This is a genomic window from Pantoea sp. LMR881 (assembly GCF_027157825.1).
In the GTDB taxonomy this organism is placed as follows: Bacteria; Pseudomonadota; Gammaproteobacteria; order Enterobacterales; family Enterobacteriaceae; genus Pantoea; species Pantoea haifensis.
In genome coordinates this window covers 1,945,132-1,961,133 of the sequence record NZ_JAPVOK010000002.1, presented here as the reverse complement: position 1 = coordinate 1,961,133, position 16,002 = coordinate 1,945,132, and the positions used below count along the sequence as shown (strand labels likewise).

Here is a 16,002-nt window from a genome sequence, read left to right as displayed (position 1 = left end):
TAAAGCTGTAACCCTAAAACCGCAGATAAAAACCATTACAACGCACTCATTTTTCCTTTCAGGCCGCACAACAGGCGGCACTAAGGCAATGTCATGTCAGAACAAAAACAGGGTCATTCACGCAGAGATTTTTTGCTGAAGACCATCACCCTGGCGCCAGCAATGGCGGTAGGTAGTGCGGCAATGGGCGCATTAAGCGCACCGCTGGCTGCACAGGCTGCGGAAACCTCTCATCAGCCGCAGCAGGCGCGCGACTATCAGCCTGACTGGTTTACTGCCGAAGAGTTCGCGTTCATCAAGGCGGCGGTGGCACGTTTAATTCCTGCTGACGAGCGCGGCCCCGGCGCGCTGGAAGCTGGCGTGCCAGAGTTTATCGATCGTCAAATGAATACGCCTTACGCTACCGGTGCTAACTGGTATATGCAGGGCCCTTTCAATCCCGATCTGCCTAAAGAGTTAGGTTACCAGCTACCGCTGGTGCCGCAGCAAATCTATCGTTTAGGCCTGGCGGATGCAGATGACTACAGCAAACAGCAGCACGGTAAAGTGTTCGCTGAGCTGAGCCACGAACAGCAAGACAGCTTGTTACAGGCGATGGAAAGCGGCACAGCCGAATTCAAACAGCTCCCCAGCAAAACCTTCTTTGCGTTTCTGATTCAAAACACCCGCGAAGGCTTCTTTAGTGACCCCATCCACGGCGGCAATCAGGGCATGGTGGGCTGGAAGCTCATTGGCTTCCCTGGCGTGCGCGCTGATTTTATGGATTGGGTAGAGCGCGGCGAACGTTATCCGTTCCCGTCCGTTTCGATTCGCGGGGAGAGAACATAAGCATGGCCAGTGAAATGAAAAAAGTAGATGTGGTGATTGTCGGTTTCGGCTGGGCGGGTGCCATTATGGCGAAAGAGCTGACCGAAGCGGGCCTGAATGTCCTGGCGCTGGAGCGCGGTCCGCATCGCGATACCTATCCTGATGGATCTTATCCGCAATCCATTGATGAACTGACCTATAACATCCGTAAAAAGCTGTTCCAGGATCTCTCAAAAAGCACCGTCACGATCCGTCACAATGCCTCGCAAACAGCAGTGCCATATCGTCAGCTTGCGGCCTTCTTACCTGGAACCGGTACTGGCGGCGCGGGTCTGCACTGGTCAGGCGTACACTTCCGCGTCGATCCTACAGAATTGCGTATGCGCAGCCATTACGAAGAGCGTTACGGCAAAAAATTCATTCCAGAAGGGATGACAATCCAGGATTTCGGCGTCACCTATGATGAGCTGGAGCCGTTCTTCGACAAAGCTGAAAAAGTATTCGGCACCTCCGGTAGCGCATGGAGCATCAACGGCAAGATCGTGGGTAAAGCGCAGGGCGGTAACCCTTTCGCGCCGGATCGCTCCGACAAATTCCCACTGCCTGCGCAGAAGCGCACCTATTCTGCCCAGCTGTTTGCGCAGGCGGCAGAATCAGTGGGTTATCACCCTTACGATCTGCCCTCCGCTAATACATCAGGCCCTTACACCAATACTTACGGCGCGCAAATGGGGCCATGCAACTTCTGTGGCTATTGCAGCGGTTACGCCTGTTACATGTATTCCAAAGCGTCACCGAACGTGAATATCCTGCCTGCGCTACGCCAGGAGCCGAAATTCGAGCTGCGCAATAACGCCTACGTGCTGCGCGTTAACCTTACCGATGATAAAAAGCGTGCCACCGGTGTGACTTACGTTGATGCACAGGGCCGTGAAGTAGAGCAGCCCGCCGATCTGGTGATCCTTTCGGCCTTCCAGTTCCATAACGTGCATTTGATGCTGCTGTCCGGCATCGGCAAGCCGTACAACCCTATTACCAACGAAGGCACCGTAGGGCGTAACTTCGCCTATCAGAACATCTCTACCCTGAAAGCCCTGTTCGACAAAAACACCACCACCAATCCCTTTATTGGTGCGGGCGGTGCAGGCGTAGGTGTGGATGATTTTAATGCCGACAATTTCGATCATGGTCCGCACGGCTTCGTTGGCGGTTCACCTTTCTGGGTCAACCAGGCGGGGACGAAACCGATTTCTGGTCTGCCAACGCCAACCGGCACGCCAAACTGGGGGAGCAAGTGGAAAGCGGCCGTCGCCGATACTTATACGCACCATGTGTCTATGGATGCTCACGGCGCGCATCAGTCTTATCGTGCTAACTATCTGGATCTCGATCCCAACTACAAAGATGCACATGGCCAACCGCTGCTGCGGATGACGTTTGACTGGCAGGAAAATGACATCAGGATGGCGCAGTTTATGGTCAGCAAGATGCATAAAATTGCCGAAGCGATGAACCCAAAATTGATCATGGGTGCAGCCAAAAACGCCGACAGCCATTTCGATTCTACCGTGTATCAAACCACGCACATGAACGGCGGAGCGATCATGGGTGAGGATCCCAAAACCAGCGCAGTGAACCGTTATCTGCAAAGCTGGGATGTGCCGAATGTGTTTGTACCGGGCGCGTCAGCCTTCCCGCAAGGGCTGGGCTACAACCCGACAGGAATGGTGGCGGCGCTGGCGTACTGGTCAGCAAAAGCCATTCGTGAGCAGTACCTGAAAAACCCGGGTCCACTGGTACAGGCATAAGGAAAATGGCGATGAAAGCAGGCATTTTGGCCCTGGTACTGGGCACGATGACGTTCGCCGCCTGGGCGAGCGACAGCAATGGCGATTTGGTAAAGCGCGGCGAATATCTGGCCCGCGCCGGTGACTGTGTGGCGTGTCATACCAGCAAAGATGGCAAGCCGTTTGCGGGTGGATTGCCCATGGCCACGCCGATTGGCACCCTTTATTCCACCAATATCACGCCGGATAAATCGACGGGCATTGGCGACTACAGCTACGACGATTTTCAAAAAGCGGTACGTCACGGCGTAGCGAAAAATGGCGATACGCTCTATCCCGCGATGCCATTTCCTTCTTACGCGGTGGTAAGCGATGACGACATGAAGGCGCTGTATGCCTATTTCATGCATGGTGTTGCGCCGGTTGATCAGGCAAACAAAGAGAGCGACATTCCGTGGCCGCTGTCGATGCGCTGGCCGCTGGCGATTTGGCGTAACCTGTTCGCGCCTGAGGTCAAAGCGTTTCAGCCTGCCACCCAGGAAGATCCCACGCTGGCACGCGGACGTTACCTGGTTGAAGGTCTGGGACACTGCGGCGCTTGCCACACGCCACGCAGCGTTACCATGCAGGAAAAAGCCCTGACCAACAGCGAAGGAAACGACTATCTTTCGGGCAGCGGCACGCCCGTTGATGGCTGGACCGCCAGTAATCTGCGCGGTGATAACCGTGATGGATTAGGTCGCTGGAGCGAAGAAGATCTGCGCCAGTTCCTGCGCTTCGGTCGTAACGATCACACCGCCGCTTTTGGTGGTATGACGGAAGTGGTAGAGCACAGTCTGCAACATCTGAACGATGACGATATCACAGCCATTGCGCGCTACCTGAAATCGCTTGGCGCGAAAGATCCTAATCAGGTGGCCTTCAGCGTTGATGACGCCACGGCAAAAGCGTTGTGGAAGGGAGATGACAGCCAGACCGGTGCATCCGTGTACGTCGACAGCTGTGCGGCATGCCACAAAACGGACGGCAGTGGTTATCAGCGTTTCTATCCCGCGCTGCGCGGCAACCCGATCGTGCTGGCTGACGATCCCACTTCGCTGATTCACATTGTGCTGGTGGGTGGCGAGTTGCCTGGCGTGAAGGGCGCACCCTCGACCATTAATATGCCTGCGTTTGGCTGGCGTCTGAACGATCAACAGGTGGCAGATGTGGTGAACTTTATTCGCACCAGTTGGGGAAATAAATCTGATAAGCAGGTAAGCACGAAGCAGGTTGCGGAACTGCGTAAGGATATGAAAGATCGCCTTGGCAGTGCGGATATCAAGGTGCTGGAAGGAAAGTAAGTTAGCCTCTGCGCGTTGAGCTGTCCCTCTCCCGCTCGCGGCGAGGGACAGCATACGCTTTGCCAAATTAAATATTTTCCAAATCAATCCCGCGCGTTTTCGGCCCGTAAATGCCGACTGACAGCATGACCATCAGCATACTTAACACGATAAAGGCGATCACGCCCTGGCTGCCGGCGTATTGCAAAATCAACCCAATCAAAATGCTGCTGAACACGGTAGACAAGCGACTAAACGAATAACAAAAACCGACCGCACGGGCGCGAATGTGCGTAGGGAAAATCTCGGTTTGATAAGCGTGATAGCTGAAGGTCAGCCAGGCATTAGAGTAGGTGATCAGGAAGCCACACATAACCAGCAGCACCGGGTTGGTCTGGAAGGCAAACAGCGTACCGAACACCACCGTCATCAGCGATGAAAGGACGATTTGCCATTTATTTTCGATTTTATCAGCGTAGCGGCTGCAAATCAGTGAACCCAGCGGATAGGCCAGCGTGATAAAAAAGGCATAAAGTAAGCTGTGCGTGACGGTGGTGCCTTTGCCAGACAACAACGCTGGCAGCCAGTTTCCGAAGCCGAAAAAGCCGATAGCCTGGAAAAAATTCATCACCACCAGCATTACCGTGCGCTTGCGCCAGGCCGGTGCCCAAATTTCACTGAAACGGCCTTTTTTGGGCAGCTGTGCAGCGGCGTCATCTGGCGGGAAGTCAGCACCCGGCGCGATCCCGCAACGTTTTTCCATGGCTGAGAGTACCTGATGAGCTTCCTGATGACGGCCCTGCTGCGCCAGCCAGCGTGCCGACTCTGGCAGATTTTTACGAATAAACCAGATCACCAGCGAACAGACCGCCCCGGCGATAACCACCCAGCGCCAGCCTTCAAGGCTGAGAAAGGTATGCGGGATCAGCCACCATGACATCAGCGCCACGGTGGGTACCGACAGAAACTGCACGAAAAATGAGAAGGCAAAAGCTTTGCTCCGCAAATGCGTAGGCACCCATTCAGATAAATAAGTATCAATGGTCACCAGCTCAATCCCTAAACCGATACCGACCAAAAAGCGGAACAGGATAATCATCTCGGCGCTCTGCTGAAAAGCCATCAACAGTGAAAACAGCCCATACCAGGCCAGCGCGCACATAAAGGTAAGGCGACGACCAAAGCGGTCAGCGTAGGGTGCCAGCAGGCTGGCACCGAAGAAAAGCCCAAGGAAGGTCGCTGAGGCGAAAGCAGCCTGGTCGGCAATGCCAAACACGCCCGCGCTGCCGGTGTGAAAGATGCCCGCCGCGATAAGCCCGGAGCTGATGTAGCCCGTCTCAAACAGATCGTAGAGTTCAAAGAAGCCGCCAAGAGCAAGCAGTGAAATAAACCGCCATAAACCGCCGGAAGCAGGTAAGGCATCAATGCGTCCCGCTAAGCTGTTGTTGGGTGCCGACGAAGCGTGCGTCGGCGTCATCCCTGTGGTGCAGGCTGTTGTCATATTTGAATGAACCTCGACAGTGTTTGCAAAACGTATTAACGGCCGCATCTGTTGTTAAAGTAATTAACCGTTAGCAAGCGAAGAGATAGCAGGATAATAAATTCGCGGATCGTTGCCGAGGGGCAACATGGTGACTATTTAGCAACGTACGTTGCAGTTTTCGCCGTCCATCGCGCAACGGCCAATAAACGTCTGGGCCAGTCGCTCATCCTGGCGCATTTCAGGCGAAGAGCAGAGCGAGCCAGTGAGCCGTTAAATAGCGCAGCTTTTCCGGCGATATTGTCAATTAAAGTAAGGTTGAGGCCCGGCTCTCAGGGAGAAATTTAGCGCGCACTACACTCATAGGCGGCGGTTTTTTTTATCAGGAGCGCATCATGCAAATCACACCTTATCTGTTTTTTAACGGCAACTGCGAACAGGCGATTGCGTTTTATCTGCAGGCTACCGAAGGTGAGTTGCTGTTTAAAATGACGTTTGGTGATATGCCAGACGATGACGATGCATTTGGCTCTGATTCTGAGATCACTTTTCCGGCAGAGCTGATCATGCATGCCCACCTGCGCATTGGGCAGGGTGAAATCATGATGAGCGATGGTAAGCCCTCAGAGAGACATGCAGGTTATGCGGTGAGTTTATCGACGCCTGACCAGGCGCAGGGCAAACGCTGGTTTGATCATTTGTCAGAAGGGGGAACCATTACCAAAGCCTGGGCACCAACGTTCTGGGCGAACGGTTTCGGCATGTTTATCGATAAGTTCGGCATTCCGTGGATGGTAAATGCGTATAAAGCGCGGAACTGATTCAGGCATGTTTCCCTTGCCTGGCGGCCATATCAGCCCTCACCTGTAAACAGGAGAGGGCTGGCGAGCGCACAATTACACTCAGAAGTTGTAACCCACGACCAGATAATAACCCCAGCCAGTTGATTTCACTTCAAACGGACCGTTGCCAAAATTCAGCTCCTGTCCATCGGCCCACTGTCCGCCATTGTGGAAATAACGCGCCACGGCAGAAAAATGCCAGTGATCGTAACCCAGTGACAGGATATGGCTGGACGCAATTGAATTGCTGGTACGTGAAGAACCGCCTTTTTCGTTCAGGTCGGAACCCCAGTCGAAGTTGGTAAAGCCAACGTAACCGAGGTTGCCGCCCCACAGTGTGGTGATGGGCACGAAATATTTGATTTTGAAGCGATAGCCATCCCAGCTGTTTTCGTTCGCCGCACCGTAGTTTTCCCACTGGTATTTGGCATAGACGTTCAGTGACAAGCCAATATCACTGTGCGTATCAATATCGGTACCTAAACCCATATACCAGGTATTCTGACGATTAGCCTTGTTGCGGCCCATGTCATAAATGTAGTTGTTGGCAAAATACCACTCTTTGAACGGGCCAAACGCCAGACTGGTGCCGGTCAGTTTATCGATAGAGAAACGTGGCTCAATCTCCATAAACATCGGCGAGCCGTGGTCAAAAATGCCGTTAGCATTGCTGTTGCCGACACCGAAAAAGTTGGTCAGATCGAGGTAGCCGTAGAAATCGAACCACTCTTTTTTCGCAAAGGCTTCATATTCCAGATAGACGTCGTTATTAAACTGCGGTCCGAAGCGCGTGTGATAGCTACCTACCACGTTTACGCTCTGATGCCACCAGTCGGAGACATACTGCGGATCGCTTTCGGCGGCTTGCGCAGCACCGGTCCAGGAACATGCCAGCAAGGCACCTGCTATCAACGTTTTAAATTTCATTATCATTAACCACATGCTTTTGACCGCAGCCCGACGGCGCGACCAGAGTGAAATCAATCCCAGGGGATGGGCAGTGAATTGTTTAATTTGTAAAAGTCGTTTGAAGCTCGCTTAGCGTGCCTGTCACAGACCGATAGAAAATAGATTTTGCTCACGTTTGTCAAAATGTGTTGCATTACAATTCAATGAAAATGTGATGAAGTTCACATTAATTTACGTAAGCGAACGGAACCAGGCAACCGTTTACGTTGTCTGGTTCGGATTCGAACGGACAAGATCAGGGAAGAGTGACGCGCACCTGCAAGCCGCAAATGGCACCTTGTGGGTTAAAGCAGTTCGATAACGCGACGTGAATACGATTTTTTTCTGCCACGCTGCGTACGATGGATAAACCGAGACCGCTGCCCTGGGCTTTAACATCGGGCGATCGGGTAAAGCGATCAAAAGCACGCTCAATAAACGATTCCGGCATGCCTGGACCGTTATCAACAATATCCACCACTGTATGTCCGGCGACGCGATGTAACAGCACATCCACCAGACTTCCTTCTGGCGTATGCAGCATGGCATTACCAATCAGGTTATCAAACAGGCTGCGCAATTCTGAACGGCTGGCCTGCAGCCGGTAGTGCGTTGAGCCGGTAAAGCCGATGTCGATACCGCGTTTATCCGCCACAACCATGAGCTGCTCAATGCTCTCTTTCAGTAAATCTTCCAGCTCAATATGCTCAACGCTGGCGACGACGGTCTGATCTTCGTGACGTGCAATATTAAGCAACTGAGTGACCAGATGGCGTGTGCGCGTCACGCCAGCTTCAAGCTGATTAAACTGACGACTGGCTTCGCCAGGCTGAATATGCTGACGCAGGTTTTCCAGCTGCAGCGTAACGGCAGTCACTGGCGTGCGCAGTTCATGCGCGGCATCTTCCAGAAACTGGCGCTGCGCCGACCAGGCGGCTCGTAGCTTATCTAACAGGGAATTATAAGCCGCAACCAGCGGCAATATTTCATCCGGCAGACCATCGGGAGAGACGTTATGAGGATGGTGGGTTTCCTGGGCCGCGATTTGGCGCGACGCTACGCGAAGATCGCGGGTGATCTTTCGGACCACCAGCCAGATCACCAGCAGCGAGAGCGGCATCATCAGGATCAAAGGAATGATCGCCGACAGTGCGCGTTTTACCATCAACGTTTTCATGTAGCTCAGGTTATGCATAACCTGAATGGTTTTGATGTCGCTGCCAGGTTGCCCAGGGCGCGTATAAATGCGCCATTCACAATCGTGACAACCGCCGACATCGGCATCGTGATAGCCATTTTCCACCTGTAGTGGTGCATGCAGCTCCGGCCACGAACTGGCGCGCAGCTGGCCGTTGCTGTCCCAGAGTTGAACCACAAAGGCACTTTTTAACTTATCGGCAGGCACCATCAGCGGCATTAAAGCCGGGATCTGGCGGTTGGTGGCCCAGGCATCGGCAATTTTCGAAAGCTGATCGTCTTTCATTGAGCCGATCATGTCGCCATAGCAGCTAAAAAATACCAGCTGACGCCGCCAATCATCATCAGATGAATCACCAGCAGCGTGCTGAGTAATTTGTTGCGCAGCGAGCGCATAAACGTGAAGGGTTTCATATTGCAGGTACTCGCCATCCGAGTCCGCGAACGTTGCGAATGGCATCATTATCTAGTTTGCGACGCATCCCGTGAATCAGGACATCCACTGCGTTGCTGGTGACTTCTTCGCCCCATCCGTAGATGCGATTCTCCAGCTGCTCACGTGAAAGAATCGCACCCGGACGTTCGAGCAGGGCATAAAGCAAAGCATATTCGCGTGCGGTAAGCTGTTCGCGGTGGCCTTTGTACAGCACTTCGCGCGTCATCATGTCCAGTTGAACATCGCCGCTGCCGAGCAACGAATCCGCAGCCCCATGACGACGCCGGGTAATGGCGCGCATCCGTGCAAGCACCTCTTGTAAATCAAAGGGCTTAAGCAAATAATCATCCGCGCCGCTGTCCAGGCCCTGAACACGCTGCGCTACCGTATCGCGTGCCGTAAGAATTAACACAGGAGTTGAATCGCCACGGCTGCGCGCCCGACGTAACACATGCAGGCCATCATCACGCGGTAATCCAAGATCGAGCAACACACAGCTGTAGCCACCTTCGCTCCAGGCATTGTGTGCAAACACGCCATCGCGTACCCAGTCAACTGACCAGCCTGCGGCTTCCAGTGCTTGCTGCAAATTAGCACCAATCATTTCATCATCTTCAACCAACAGGACGCGCATGGATGAACTCCTTCAAAAGATGGGGCCAGTGTAGCGCCGGATTCTTAGCGCAAAATTATTTCCCCGTCATACTTCGCGCTGCAGGTGCGTTGGCTGCACTTTTTCACACCGGTCACTTACTTATGTAAGCTCCCGGTGACGTAAAAGTTTGGCCGCCTTCCTGCAACACGAATTATTTAGGGATCCCCCGCCACACCAGGCGCTGCAGGTGCGTTGGCTGCACTTTTCCACACCGGTCACTTACTTATGTAAGCTCCCGGTGACGTAAAAGTTTGGCCGCCTTCCTGCAACACGAATTATTTAGGGGTTCCCCCGCCACACCAGGCGCTGCAGGTGCGTTGGCTGCACTTTTTCCACACCGGTCACTTACTTATGTAAGCTCCCGGTGACGTAAAAGTTTGGCCGCCTTCCTGCAACACGAATTATTTAGGGGTTCCCCCGCCACACCAGACGCTGCAGGTGCATTTTGGCGCTTTGCTAATTCTGCGCTAATTTTCTGCTAATTAAGGGATAAATTTTAGGCGTTAAAGTGGGTTCACTGCACATCAGGCCATATCAGGAGGACCCCATGAATCAGCGCGAGTTTATTCGTAGTTTGCTGGAGTGGATAGAAGGCAATTTAGGACACGATCTGCATCTGGATGAGGTGGCACGGCGTGCCGGTTATTCTCGCTGGCATCTGCAACGATTATTCCGCCAACATACCGGATTCTCGCTGGCTGAGTATATTCGTCAACGACGTCTGACCGAATCTGCGTTGACATTACTCAGCAGCAACGAGGCTATCTTACAGGTGGCAATGAATTACGGCTTCGATACGCAACAGGCGTATACGCGCACCTTTAAGAACTATTTTCTGGTCACGCCGGGTCAGCTACGCCGTCAGCGTCGGGTCGAACCTGACCGACTTTTGTTTCCGCTGGCGATGGCGAGTTAAACATTCCGACGTTCTTGTGAAAAGAAAGCAACATGAACGTCGGAATTATTCATTTACGCCAAAAAGATAAAAGCCATACAGCCGCACGTATACAAAAAACATGACACATTATAATAACCAGCATACGGGAAAATGATTCAGGTGCCGCATACCAGTTGTGATAAGCAATACCGCTGCCACTTAAAACTGTGGCGCTAATTAAAACTGCCGGGCAGGCAATTAAATAAGTCCACGGGCTTTTCTTCTGGTCTGTTTTTTTATCACCACTGCTTGGCGTTTTATTATCAGGGTCGGTTACAGGTTCCACCATAATTACCTCCTGCGCTGTTGCCTCTGCTGCCATTATTTGATGAATTGCCGCTGAAGCAGCCACCTGAAATGGCACCGCCAATTGCGCCGCCAACGGCCCCAGCTGCCATGCCTTTGGGGCCGCCGACACTACCGCCGATCGCACCACCAATCATTCCACCCAGCACGCTATTTTTGCAGGCGGCACTAAATCGGCTACCGTTGCTATTATGGCCTGCGTTTCGACTGCTATTATTACCCGGCCCATGTTTGTCAGAATAATTACCGGCGCCAGAGATAAGGGTAATTTCTTCCAGGGTCAATCCTCTCATTATGTCTCTCCTTGAGGGGTGTTCTCTCACCCTATTAATAATTTTCTCTGAAGTAAACCGCTCGATTACAGATAAGTTTATTGCCCTGAAAAGAATATATTCACTGAAATTAATCGTAATTGAGTGATTGAAATATGATATTTTTATTTAGAATAACCTGTAACTGAACGGAGCTGAAAAGCGTAATGGATAACAGCGATAACCTGACCGCCATGATGTTATTTGCGCGCGTGGTGGAGTTGCAAAGTTTCAGTGCGGCAGCGCGGGCGCTGGGCTTATCAAAATCACACGTCAGTCGCGAAATTGCCCGACTTGAAGTGCGACTCGGCATCAGACTGTTGCAGCGCACCACCCGTAAGATGGCGCTGACTGAACTGGGCCAGGCTTATTATCCTTTCTGTGTACGCATGCTGGCCGAAATGCATCAGGCCGAAGCCTTTGTACAGCAAGTACATCAACAATCTTCAAGCAATGTGCGGTTACAGGCACCGGTTACTTACGGTTGTCAGTGTGTTGTGCCGCCACTGAACCGCTTTTTACGCCGTCATCTGCACATTAATGTCGATCTGGATTTAACCGATCGTAACAGTGATGTCATCAGTGAACGGGTTGATGTCGCCATTGTCATTCGCGCGCGAGCGCCGCAGCAGGGCAATTTTCGGGTACTCAGCGATATCGAGTGGGGGTTATATGCCACACCGGGTTATCTGGCGCAGCGCCCGACAATAAATCATCCTGATATGTTGCCTCGCCACGATTTACTGATGTTTCATGGGCCGGCACACACAGCCGCGTTGCCTTTTCGCCGCGATAAGCAGCGATTAGCCGTGGAGGTTCGCAGCCGTTTTCGCGCAAATAATAGTATGGCGTTGTTAAACGCCGCCCTGGCGGGTAGCGGTATCGCCTATCTGCCATCTTATATGGCGCAGGATGCGGTGATACGCGGCGACATTCAGCCGTTATTGCCTGAGTGGCAAATGGATCGTTTGCAAAGCTATTTGCTGTTGCATGAAGCCACACAGCCATCTTCGCCGATTGGCTTACTGTGCGATACGCTGGTTGCAGCATTAGCCACCCCTTGATTGTTGCCATATGACAACAGTAATGGCCAGCAGGTAATTATCTTGCCCTTACTGTTGTTGCGGAACCGCTATTGTTAGCCTGAATCCCTGATCATTATCGGGAAATTTGTTATGGAACAGATACCGGCGGCACCAGAATTTCAGCACTGGCAACGTAACCTGTGGGTATGCGTGTTGGGATCGTTTAGCACAATTGTGGCGATGACGTTGCTGCTGCCATTTTTGCCGCTTTATGTTCAGCAGCTCGGTATTAAAGAACCTGCTGCAATAGCGCGCTGGTCAGGTGCTGCTTATGGTGCCACTTTTTTCAGCGCCGCACTGACCGCGCCATTGTGGGGAAAACTGGCGGATCGCTATGGTCGCAAGTTGATGCTGATCCGCGCCAGTCTGGGTATGGCGGTTGCGATGTCACTGATTGGCATGGCAACCGCGCCGTGGCAGTTAGTGGCGCTGCGTTTGCTGGCTGGCTTACTGGGCGGTTACGCCTCGGGTTCAACAATTTTAGTCGCCTCGCAAACCCCTAAAGCGCAGACCGGCTGGGCGCTGGGCATCTTATCTTCCGGCATTATGGCCGGGAATGTGGTTGGGCCACTGCTCGGCGGTGTATTGCCTCCGCTGATTGGGATTCGGCACACCTTCTGGCTAACCGGTGCGGTGATTTTTCTCGCTTTTCTGGCGACCACATTTTTACTCAAAGAGGTGCCGCAACAGAAGGGGGCTAAGAAAGCGAGTGCGGCGTCCGCCGAACGCACACCACCAGTCAATCACAGAGTTGTGCGATTAATGTGGCTGTCGGGCATGCTGCTTATTTTTGCCAGCATGTCGATTGAGCCGATCATAACGCTGTATATCGGTGAATTTGTGCAGGGCGACCACGCCATTACCTTAATGGCGGGCTTAGTGATGTCTGCTGCTGCGCTGGGCAGCATTCTTTCTGCACCACGCCTGGGAAAACTGGCCGATCGTATTGGTCACTGGCGGGTGCTGACGGCGGGTTTGCTGATTTGCGCACTGTTGTTGATTCCACAGGCCTTGATTACTGCAGCATGGCAGCTGGTGGTGCTGCGATTTCTCATGGGAATGGCGCTGGGAGGCTTGCTGCCCTGCATCACCGCGATTATTCGTCACAACGTACCCGAGGCCCGGGTCGGGCGGATGTTAGGGTATTCAACATCAGCGCAATATATTGGCCAGGTCAGCGGCCCGCTGTTTGGCGGATTTGTTGGCGGTGCGTTTGGACTGCGGCCCGTGTTTTTCGCAACCAGCCTGGTGATGGCTCTCTGTGGCTGGCTGAACTGGCGCCGCAGTCAAAAAATTGATGAAAAGTGAGCGGGGAAGGCACAAACGTGATTCACTAAAAAACGAAAAAGGCGGACCGAAGTCCGCCTTGTCTACTCGCTTAATGCAAGATTATTTGCTGTCTGGCAGCGCGTAGGCAATCACATAATCACCCAGCTTAGTCCCAAACGAGCCATGACCACCTGCCGCAATGACAACGTACTGCTTGCCATTCACTTCATAGGTCATTGGTGTCGCCTGGCCGCCTGCTGGCAGACGTGCTTGCCACAGCATTTCACCGGTATCGGTGCTGAATGCGCGCAGGTAGTTATCCGCAGTCGCACCAATGAAGAATACCTTGCCGGCGGTGGTGATTGGCCCACCCAGCATTGGCATACCCATCTTGAACGGTAACGGAACTGGTGCGCTGTCGCGAACGGTACCGATACGTTTTTTCCACACGACATCATTGGTTTTCAGATCAACGGCTGAAACGTAACCCCACGCTGGTTGCTTACACGGCAGACCAAACGGTGACAGGAACGGGTTCAACTCAACGCCATAAGGCACGCCGTACTGTGGCTGAATACCGGTTTCAGTACCTGAACCGCCTTCGGCACCTTTCGGTGGCTCGATAGGGTTGCCCGGACCGCGTGGGATCAGTTTTGAAACAAACGGCAGCGCCATAGGGTTAGCAATCGCAATCTGACGATGTGGATCAACCGCAATACCGCCCCACTCGAACATGCCGAGATTACCCGGGAACACCAGGGTTCCTTGCTCTGACGGTGGCGTGAATGGCCCTTCGTAGCGCAGGCGCTTGAAGATAACGCGGCAGACCAGTTGGTCATACATTGTCGCGCCCCACATATCCTTGTCCGTCAGGTTCTGTTTTGGACGGAAGGTCAGCTCAGAGTAGGGCTGAGTAGCGGAAACGTAATCGCCTTTAGCTGCACCTTGTGGAACCGGGGTTTCCGGTGCCGGAACAACAGGCTTGCCGGTACGGCGATCTAACACGAAAATGTTACCGGTTTTGGCTGGAGCATAAACAACCGGAACCGTGTTGCCCGCTTTGTCGGTGATATCAGCCAGGGTTGGCTGTGAAGGCAGGTCCATATCCCACAGATCGTGATGCACAGTCTGATATGACCACACCAGTTTACCGGTGGTTGCATTCAGCGCCAGCACGCTACTTGCGTAACGCTCCTGCTCTGGTGTGCGATTGCCACCCCAGATATCTGGCGTGGTAACGCCCATCGGCAGGTAAACGATATCCAGTTTCGGATCGTAAACCGCAGGTGCCCACGAGTTCGGCGAGTTCATGGTGAAGGTGTGTTCATCCGCCGGAATCGCGTTTGGATCTTTCGCGCCTGGATCAAACACCCACAACAGCTTACCGGTGTTCACGTCAAAGCCACGGATCACGCCTGAAGGTTCGCGGGTTGAGTAGTTATCGGTTACCGCGCCCGCCATCACAATCGTGGTATCGGTAATGACTGGCGGAGAAGTTGGCTCATACTGGCCCGGTGTGGTTACTGGCTGCTTGTGCTGCAGATCCAGTTCGCCGTTGTTGCCGAAAGCGGGGCAACGCGCGCCGGTGTCTGCATCGAGTGCGAACAGGCGACCATCGTTCACCGGCAGGTAGATGCGACGTGAGCACAGCGCAGGCTGGCTGTTTGCTGCATCGGCTGCGGCCGGAGCTTCATGGTAAGACACGCCACGGCAGGTAATATGCTGGAAGGTCGGGTTCGGCTTCAGGCCGGGATCAAATTTCCACTTCTGCTTACCGGTGGTCGCATCCAGCGCAAACAGGATTTGGTGCGGAGAGCAGAGATAAAGCGTGTCGCGAATTTTAATCGGCGTCACTTCATCAGTAATTTCACCCGGATCGTTTGGCGTTTTCAGATCGCCGGTCTGGAACTGCCAGGCAACCTGAAGCTCTTTCACGTTTTCATTGTTGATCTGCTTCAACGGAGAGAAACGTGTGCCCTGCTGATCACGAGCATAAGCTGGCCAGTCTCCATCGGGGATATTGCTCAGTGGCTGTGCCTGTGGTGCATTGTCAGCAGTGGCGGGCAGTGAACCGTTAACGACCTGTGGATCGTTAAAGACTGAGTAAGCCAGAACCACAACGCTGGCAATTAACGCCACGCCCATTGCGCCCAGCGCGCCTTTACCGATGCTGTTAAAGCTACGATAAACAAACGGCAAGACCAGCCAGATGCCGAAGATCACTAACACGTCGGTACGGGGGCCAGCGCCCAGAAGTCAGTACCGACTTCCCAGACACCCCACGCCAGTGTGGCGAGCAGCAGCAGAGCATAAACGATCAGCGCAGCACTGTTGCGACGCCAAATCAGGAAAGCGGTAATCAGCATTACTGCACCGCCGATGATGTAATACCAGGAACCTCCAATGGCGGCTAACCAAATACCGCCAATCAGCATAAACGCGCCCGTCAGTGCCGCAAACAGCACCGTCAGGAAACGAATTACGCCGTAAGATGAGGAGTTTTTCCCCATAATGTCGACCTCGTTTCGTTGCCATAAAACACAAGAAAACAACCAGTTAGATTATTTTCAGTCATAAAAGTACGGATGGTTTAGGGTGTTCTTTTGTGACTCTTCCGCTA

At 53.1% G+C, this 16,002-nt stretch carries 12 protein-coding genes and 2 pseudogenes; 7 read left to right on the top strand and 7 right to left on the bottom strand.

The features are described 5' to 3' along the window. The first annotated feature begins 93 nt into the window (after positions 1-93). The 3 genes from O3W44_RS11040 to O3W44_RS11030 are packed head-to-tail and all read left to right on the top strand — an operon-like array spanning position 94 to position 3,937. A complete protein-coding gene (locus O3W44_RS11040; protein WP_269293106.1) occupies positions 94-828 on the top strand; it encodes a gluconate 2-dehydrogenase subunit 3 family protein in 735 nt (244 codons plus the stop codon). Between the two features lie 2 nt (positions 829-830). Beyond that, the gene (locus O3W44_RS11035) at positions 831-2,615 is read left to right on the top strand and encodes a GMC family oxidoreductase (protein ID WP_269293105.1); all 1,785 of its coding nucleotides are present in this window, start codon (positions 831-833) and stop codon (positions 2,613-2,615) included. Between the two features lie 11 nt (positions 2,616-2,626). Beyond that, on the top strand, positions 2,627-3,937 hold the full coding sequence (locus O3W44_RS11030; RefSeq protein WP_269293104.1) for a c-type cytochrome: 1,311 nt from the start codon (positions 2,627-2,629) through the stop codon (positions 3,935-3,937). A gap of 67 nt (positions 3,938-4,004) precedes the next feature. Here the strand turns inward: O3W44_RS11030 and O3W44_RS11025 are convergent, their stop codons facing one another. Next, positions 4,005-5,417 carry an MFS transporter gene (locus tag O3W44_RS11025; protein ID WP_269293103.1) on the bottom strand — a complete coding sequence of 471 codons (1,413 nt, stop codon included), beginning with the start codon at positions 5,415-5,417 and terminating at the stop codon, positions 4,005-4,007. 374 nt (positions 5,418-5,791) lie between these two features. Here O3W44_RS11025 and yjdN point away from each other — a divergent pair, with 374 nt between their 5' ends. Then, positions 5,792-6,217, top strand: a complete 426-nt coding sequence (yjdN, locus tag O3W44_RS11020) for a VOC family metalloprotein YjdN (RefSeq protein WP_269293102.1) — start codon at positions 5,792-5,794, stop codon at positions 6,215-6,217. Positions 6,218-6,298: 81 nt separating this feature from the next. On the opposite strand, the gene O3W44_RS11015 is transcribed toward yjdN, so the two are convergent. The 3 genes and pseudogenes from O3W44_RS11015 to O3W44_RS11005 form a co-directional block, all read right to left on the bottom strand. Beyond that, entirely contained in the window at positions 6,299-7,165 is an 867-nt protein-coding gene (locus O3W44_RS11015; protein WP_269293100.1) for a nucleoside-specific channel-forming protein Tsx, read from the bottom strand. A gap of 277 nt (positions 7,166-7,442) precedes the next feature. Further along, positions 7,443-8,797: pseudogene (locus tag O3W44_RS11010) on the bottom strand (sensor histidine kinase). Beyond that, positions 8,794-9,453, bottom strand: a complete 660-nt coding sequence (locus O3W44_RS11005) for a response regulator (RefSeq protein ID WP_269293099.1) — start codon at positions 9,451-9,453, stop codon at positions 8,794-8,796. The pseudogene O3W44_RS11010 and the gene O3W44_RS11005 overlap by 4 nt, the downstream one beginning before the upstream one ends. A 568-nt stretch (positions 9,454-10,021) precedes the next feature. Between O3W44_RS11005 and O3W44_RS11000 the strand changes: the two genes are divergently transcribed. Beyond that, positions 10,022-10,390: a helix-turn-helix domain-containing protein gene (locus tag O3W44_RS11000; RefSeq protein WP_269293098.1), complete on the top strand. Its 369-nt coding sequence runs from the start codon at positions 10,022-10,024 to the stop codon at positions 10,388-10,390. Positions 10,391-10,439: 49 nt separating this feature from the next. On the opposite strand, the gene O3W44_RS10995 is transcribed toward O3W44_RS11000, so the two are convergent. Both O3W44_RS10995 and O3W44_RS10990 read right to left on the bottom strand, forming a co-directional pair. Next, positions 10,440-10,700 (bottom strand): hypothetical protein, encoded by a 261-nt coding sequence (locus O3W44_RS10995; protein WP_269293097.1) that lies wholly within the window; start codon positions 10,698-10,700, stop codon positions 10,440-10,442. After that, positions 10,675-11,010 carry a hypothetical protein gene (locus O3W44_RS10990; RefSeq protein WP_269293096.1) on the bottom strand — a complete coding sequence of 112 codons (336 nt, stop codon included), beginning with the start codon at positions 11,008-11,010 and terminating at the stop codon, positions 10,675-10,677. The genes O3W44_RS10995 and O3W44_RS10990 overlap by 26 nt, the downstream gene beginning before the upstream one ends. Before the next feature lie 185 nt (positions 11,011-11,195). On the opposite strand from O3W44_RS10990, the gene O3W44_RS10985 reads away from it, so the two are divergent. Next, entirely contained in the window at positions 11,196-12,092 is an 897-nt protein-coding gene (locus O3W44_RS10985; RefSeq protein ID WP_269293095.1) for a LysR family transcriptional regulator, read from the top strand. Between the two features lie 111 nt (positions 12,093-12,203). Beyond that, complete coding sequence (locus O3W44_RS10980) at positions 12,204-13,421, top strand: MFS transporter (RefSeq protein ID WP_269293094.1); 1,218 nt, start codon at positions 12,204-12,206, stop codon at positions 13,419-13,421. Between the two features lie 81 nt (positions 13,422-13,502). Here the strand turns inward: O3W44_RS10980 and O3W44_RS10975 are convergent. Then, a pseudogene (locus O3W44_RS10975) lies at positions 13,503-15,892 on the bottom strand (glucose/quinate/shikimate family membrane-bound PQQ-dependent dehydrogenase). Positions 15,893-16,002: the final 110 nt, after the last annotated feature.

What these genes read in the sequence shown, in the direction of transcription:
- O3W44_RS11030 (WP_269293104.1), top strand. Translation starts at nt 2,627, where the DNA reads ATGAAAGCAGGCATTTTGGCCCTGGTACTGGGCACGATGACGTTCGCC.
- O3W44_RS11015 (WP_269293100.1), bottom strand. Translation starts at nt 7,165, where the DNA reads ATGAAATTTAAAACGTTGATAGCAGGTGCCTTGCTGGCATGTTCCTGG.
- yjdN (WP_269293102.1), top strand. Translation starts at nt 5,792, where the DNA reads ATGCAAATCACACCTTATCTGTTTTTTAACGGCAACTGCGAACAGGCG.
- O3W44_RS10980 (WP_269293094.1), top strand. Translation starts at nt 12,204, where the DNA reads ATGGAACAGATACCGGCGGCACCAGAATTTCAGCACTGGCAACGTAAC.
- O3W44_RS11000 (WP_269293098.1), top strand. Translation starts at nt 10,022, where the DNA reads ATGAATCAGCGCGAGTTTATTCGTAGTTTGCTGGAGTGGATAGAAGGC.
- O3W44_RS10990 (WP_269293096.1), bottom strand. Translation starts at nt 11,010, where the DNA reads ATGAGAGGATTGACCCTGGAAGAAATTACCCTTATCTCTGGCGCCGGT.
- O3W44_RS10985 (WP_269293095.1), top strand. Translation starts at nt 11,196, where the DNA reads ATGGATAACAGCGATAACCTGACCGCCATGATGTTATTTGCGCGCGTG.
- O3W44_RS10995 (WP_269293097.1), bottom strand. Translation starts at nt 10,700, where the DNA reads ATGGTGGAACCTGTAACCGACCCTGATAATAAAACGCCAAGCAGTGGT.
- O3W44_RS11035 (WP_269293105.1), top strand. Translation starts at nt 831, where the DNA reads ATGGCCAGTGAAATGAAAAAAGTAGATGTGGTGATTGTCGGTTTCGGC.
- O3W44_RS11040 (WP_269293106.1), top strand. Translation starts at nt 94, where the DNA reads ATGTCAGAACAAAAACAGGGTCATTCACGCAGAGATTTTTTGCTGAAG.
- O3W44_RS11005 (WP_269293099.1), bottom strand. Translation starts at nt 9,453, where the DNA reads ATGCGCGTCCTGTTGGTTGAAGATGATGAAATGATTGGTGCTAATTTG.
- O3W44_RS11025 (WP_269293103.1), bottom strand. Translation starts at nt 5,417, where the DNA reads ATGACAACAGCCTGCACCACAGGGATGACGCCGACGCACGCTTCGTCG.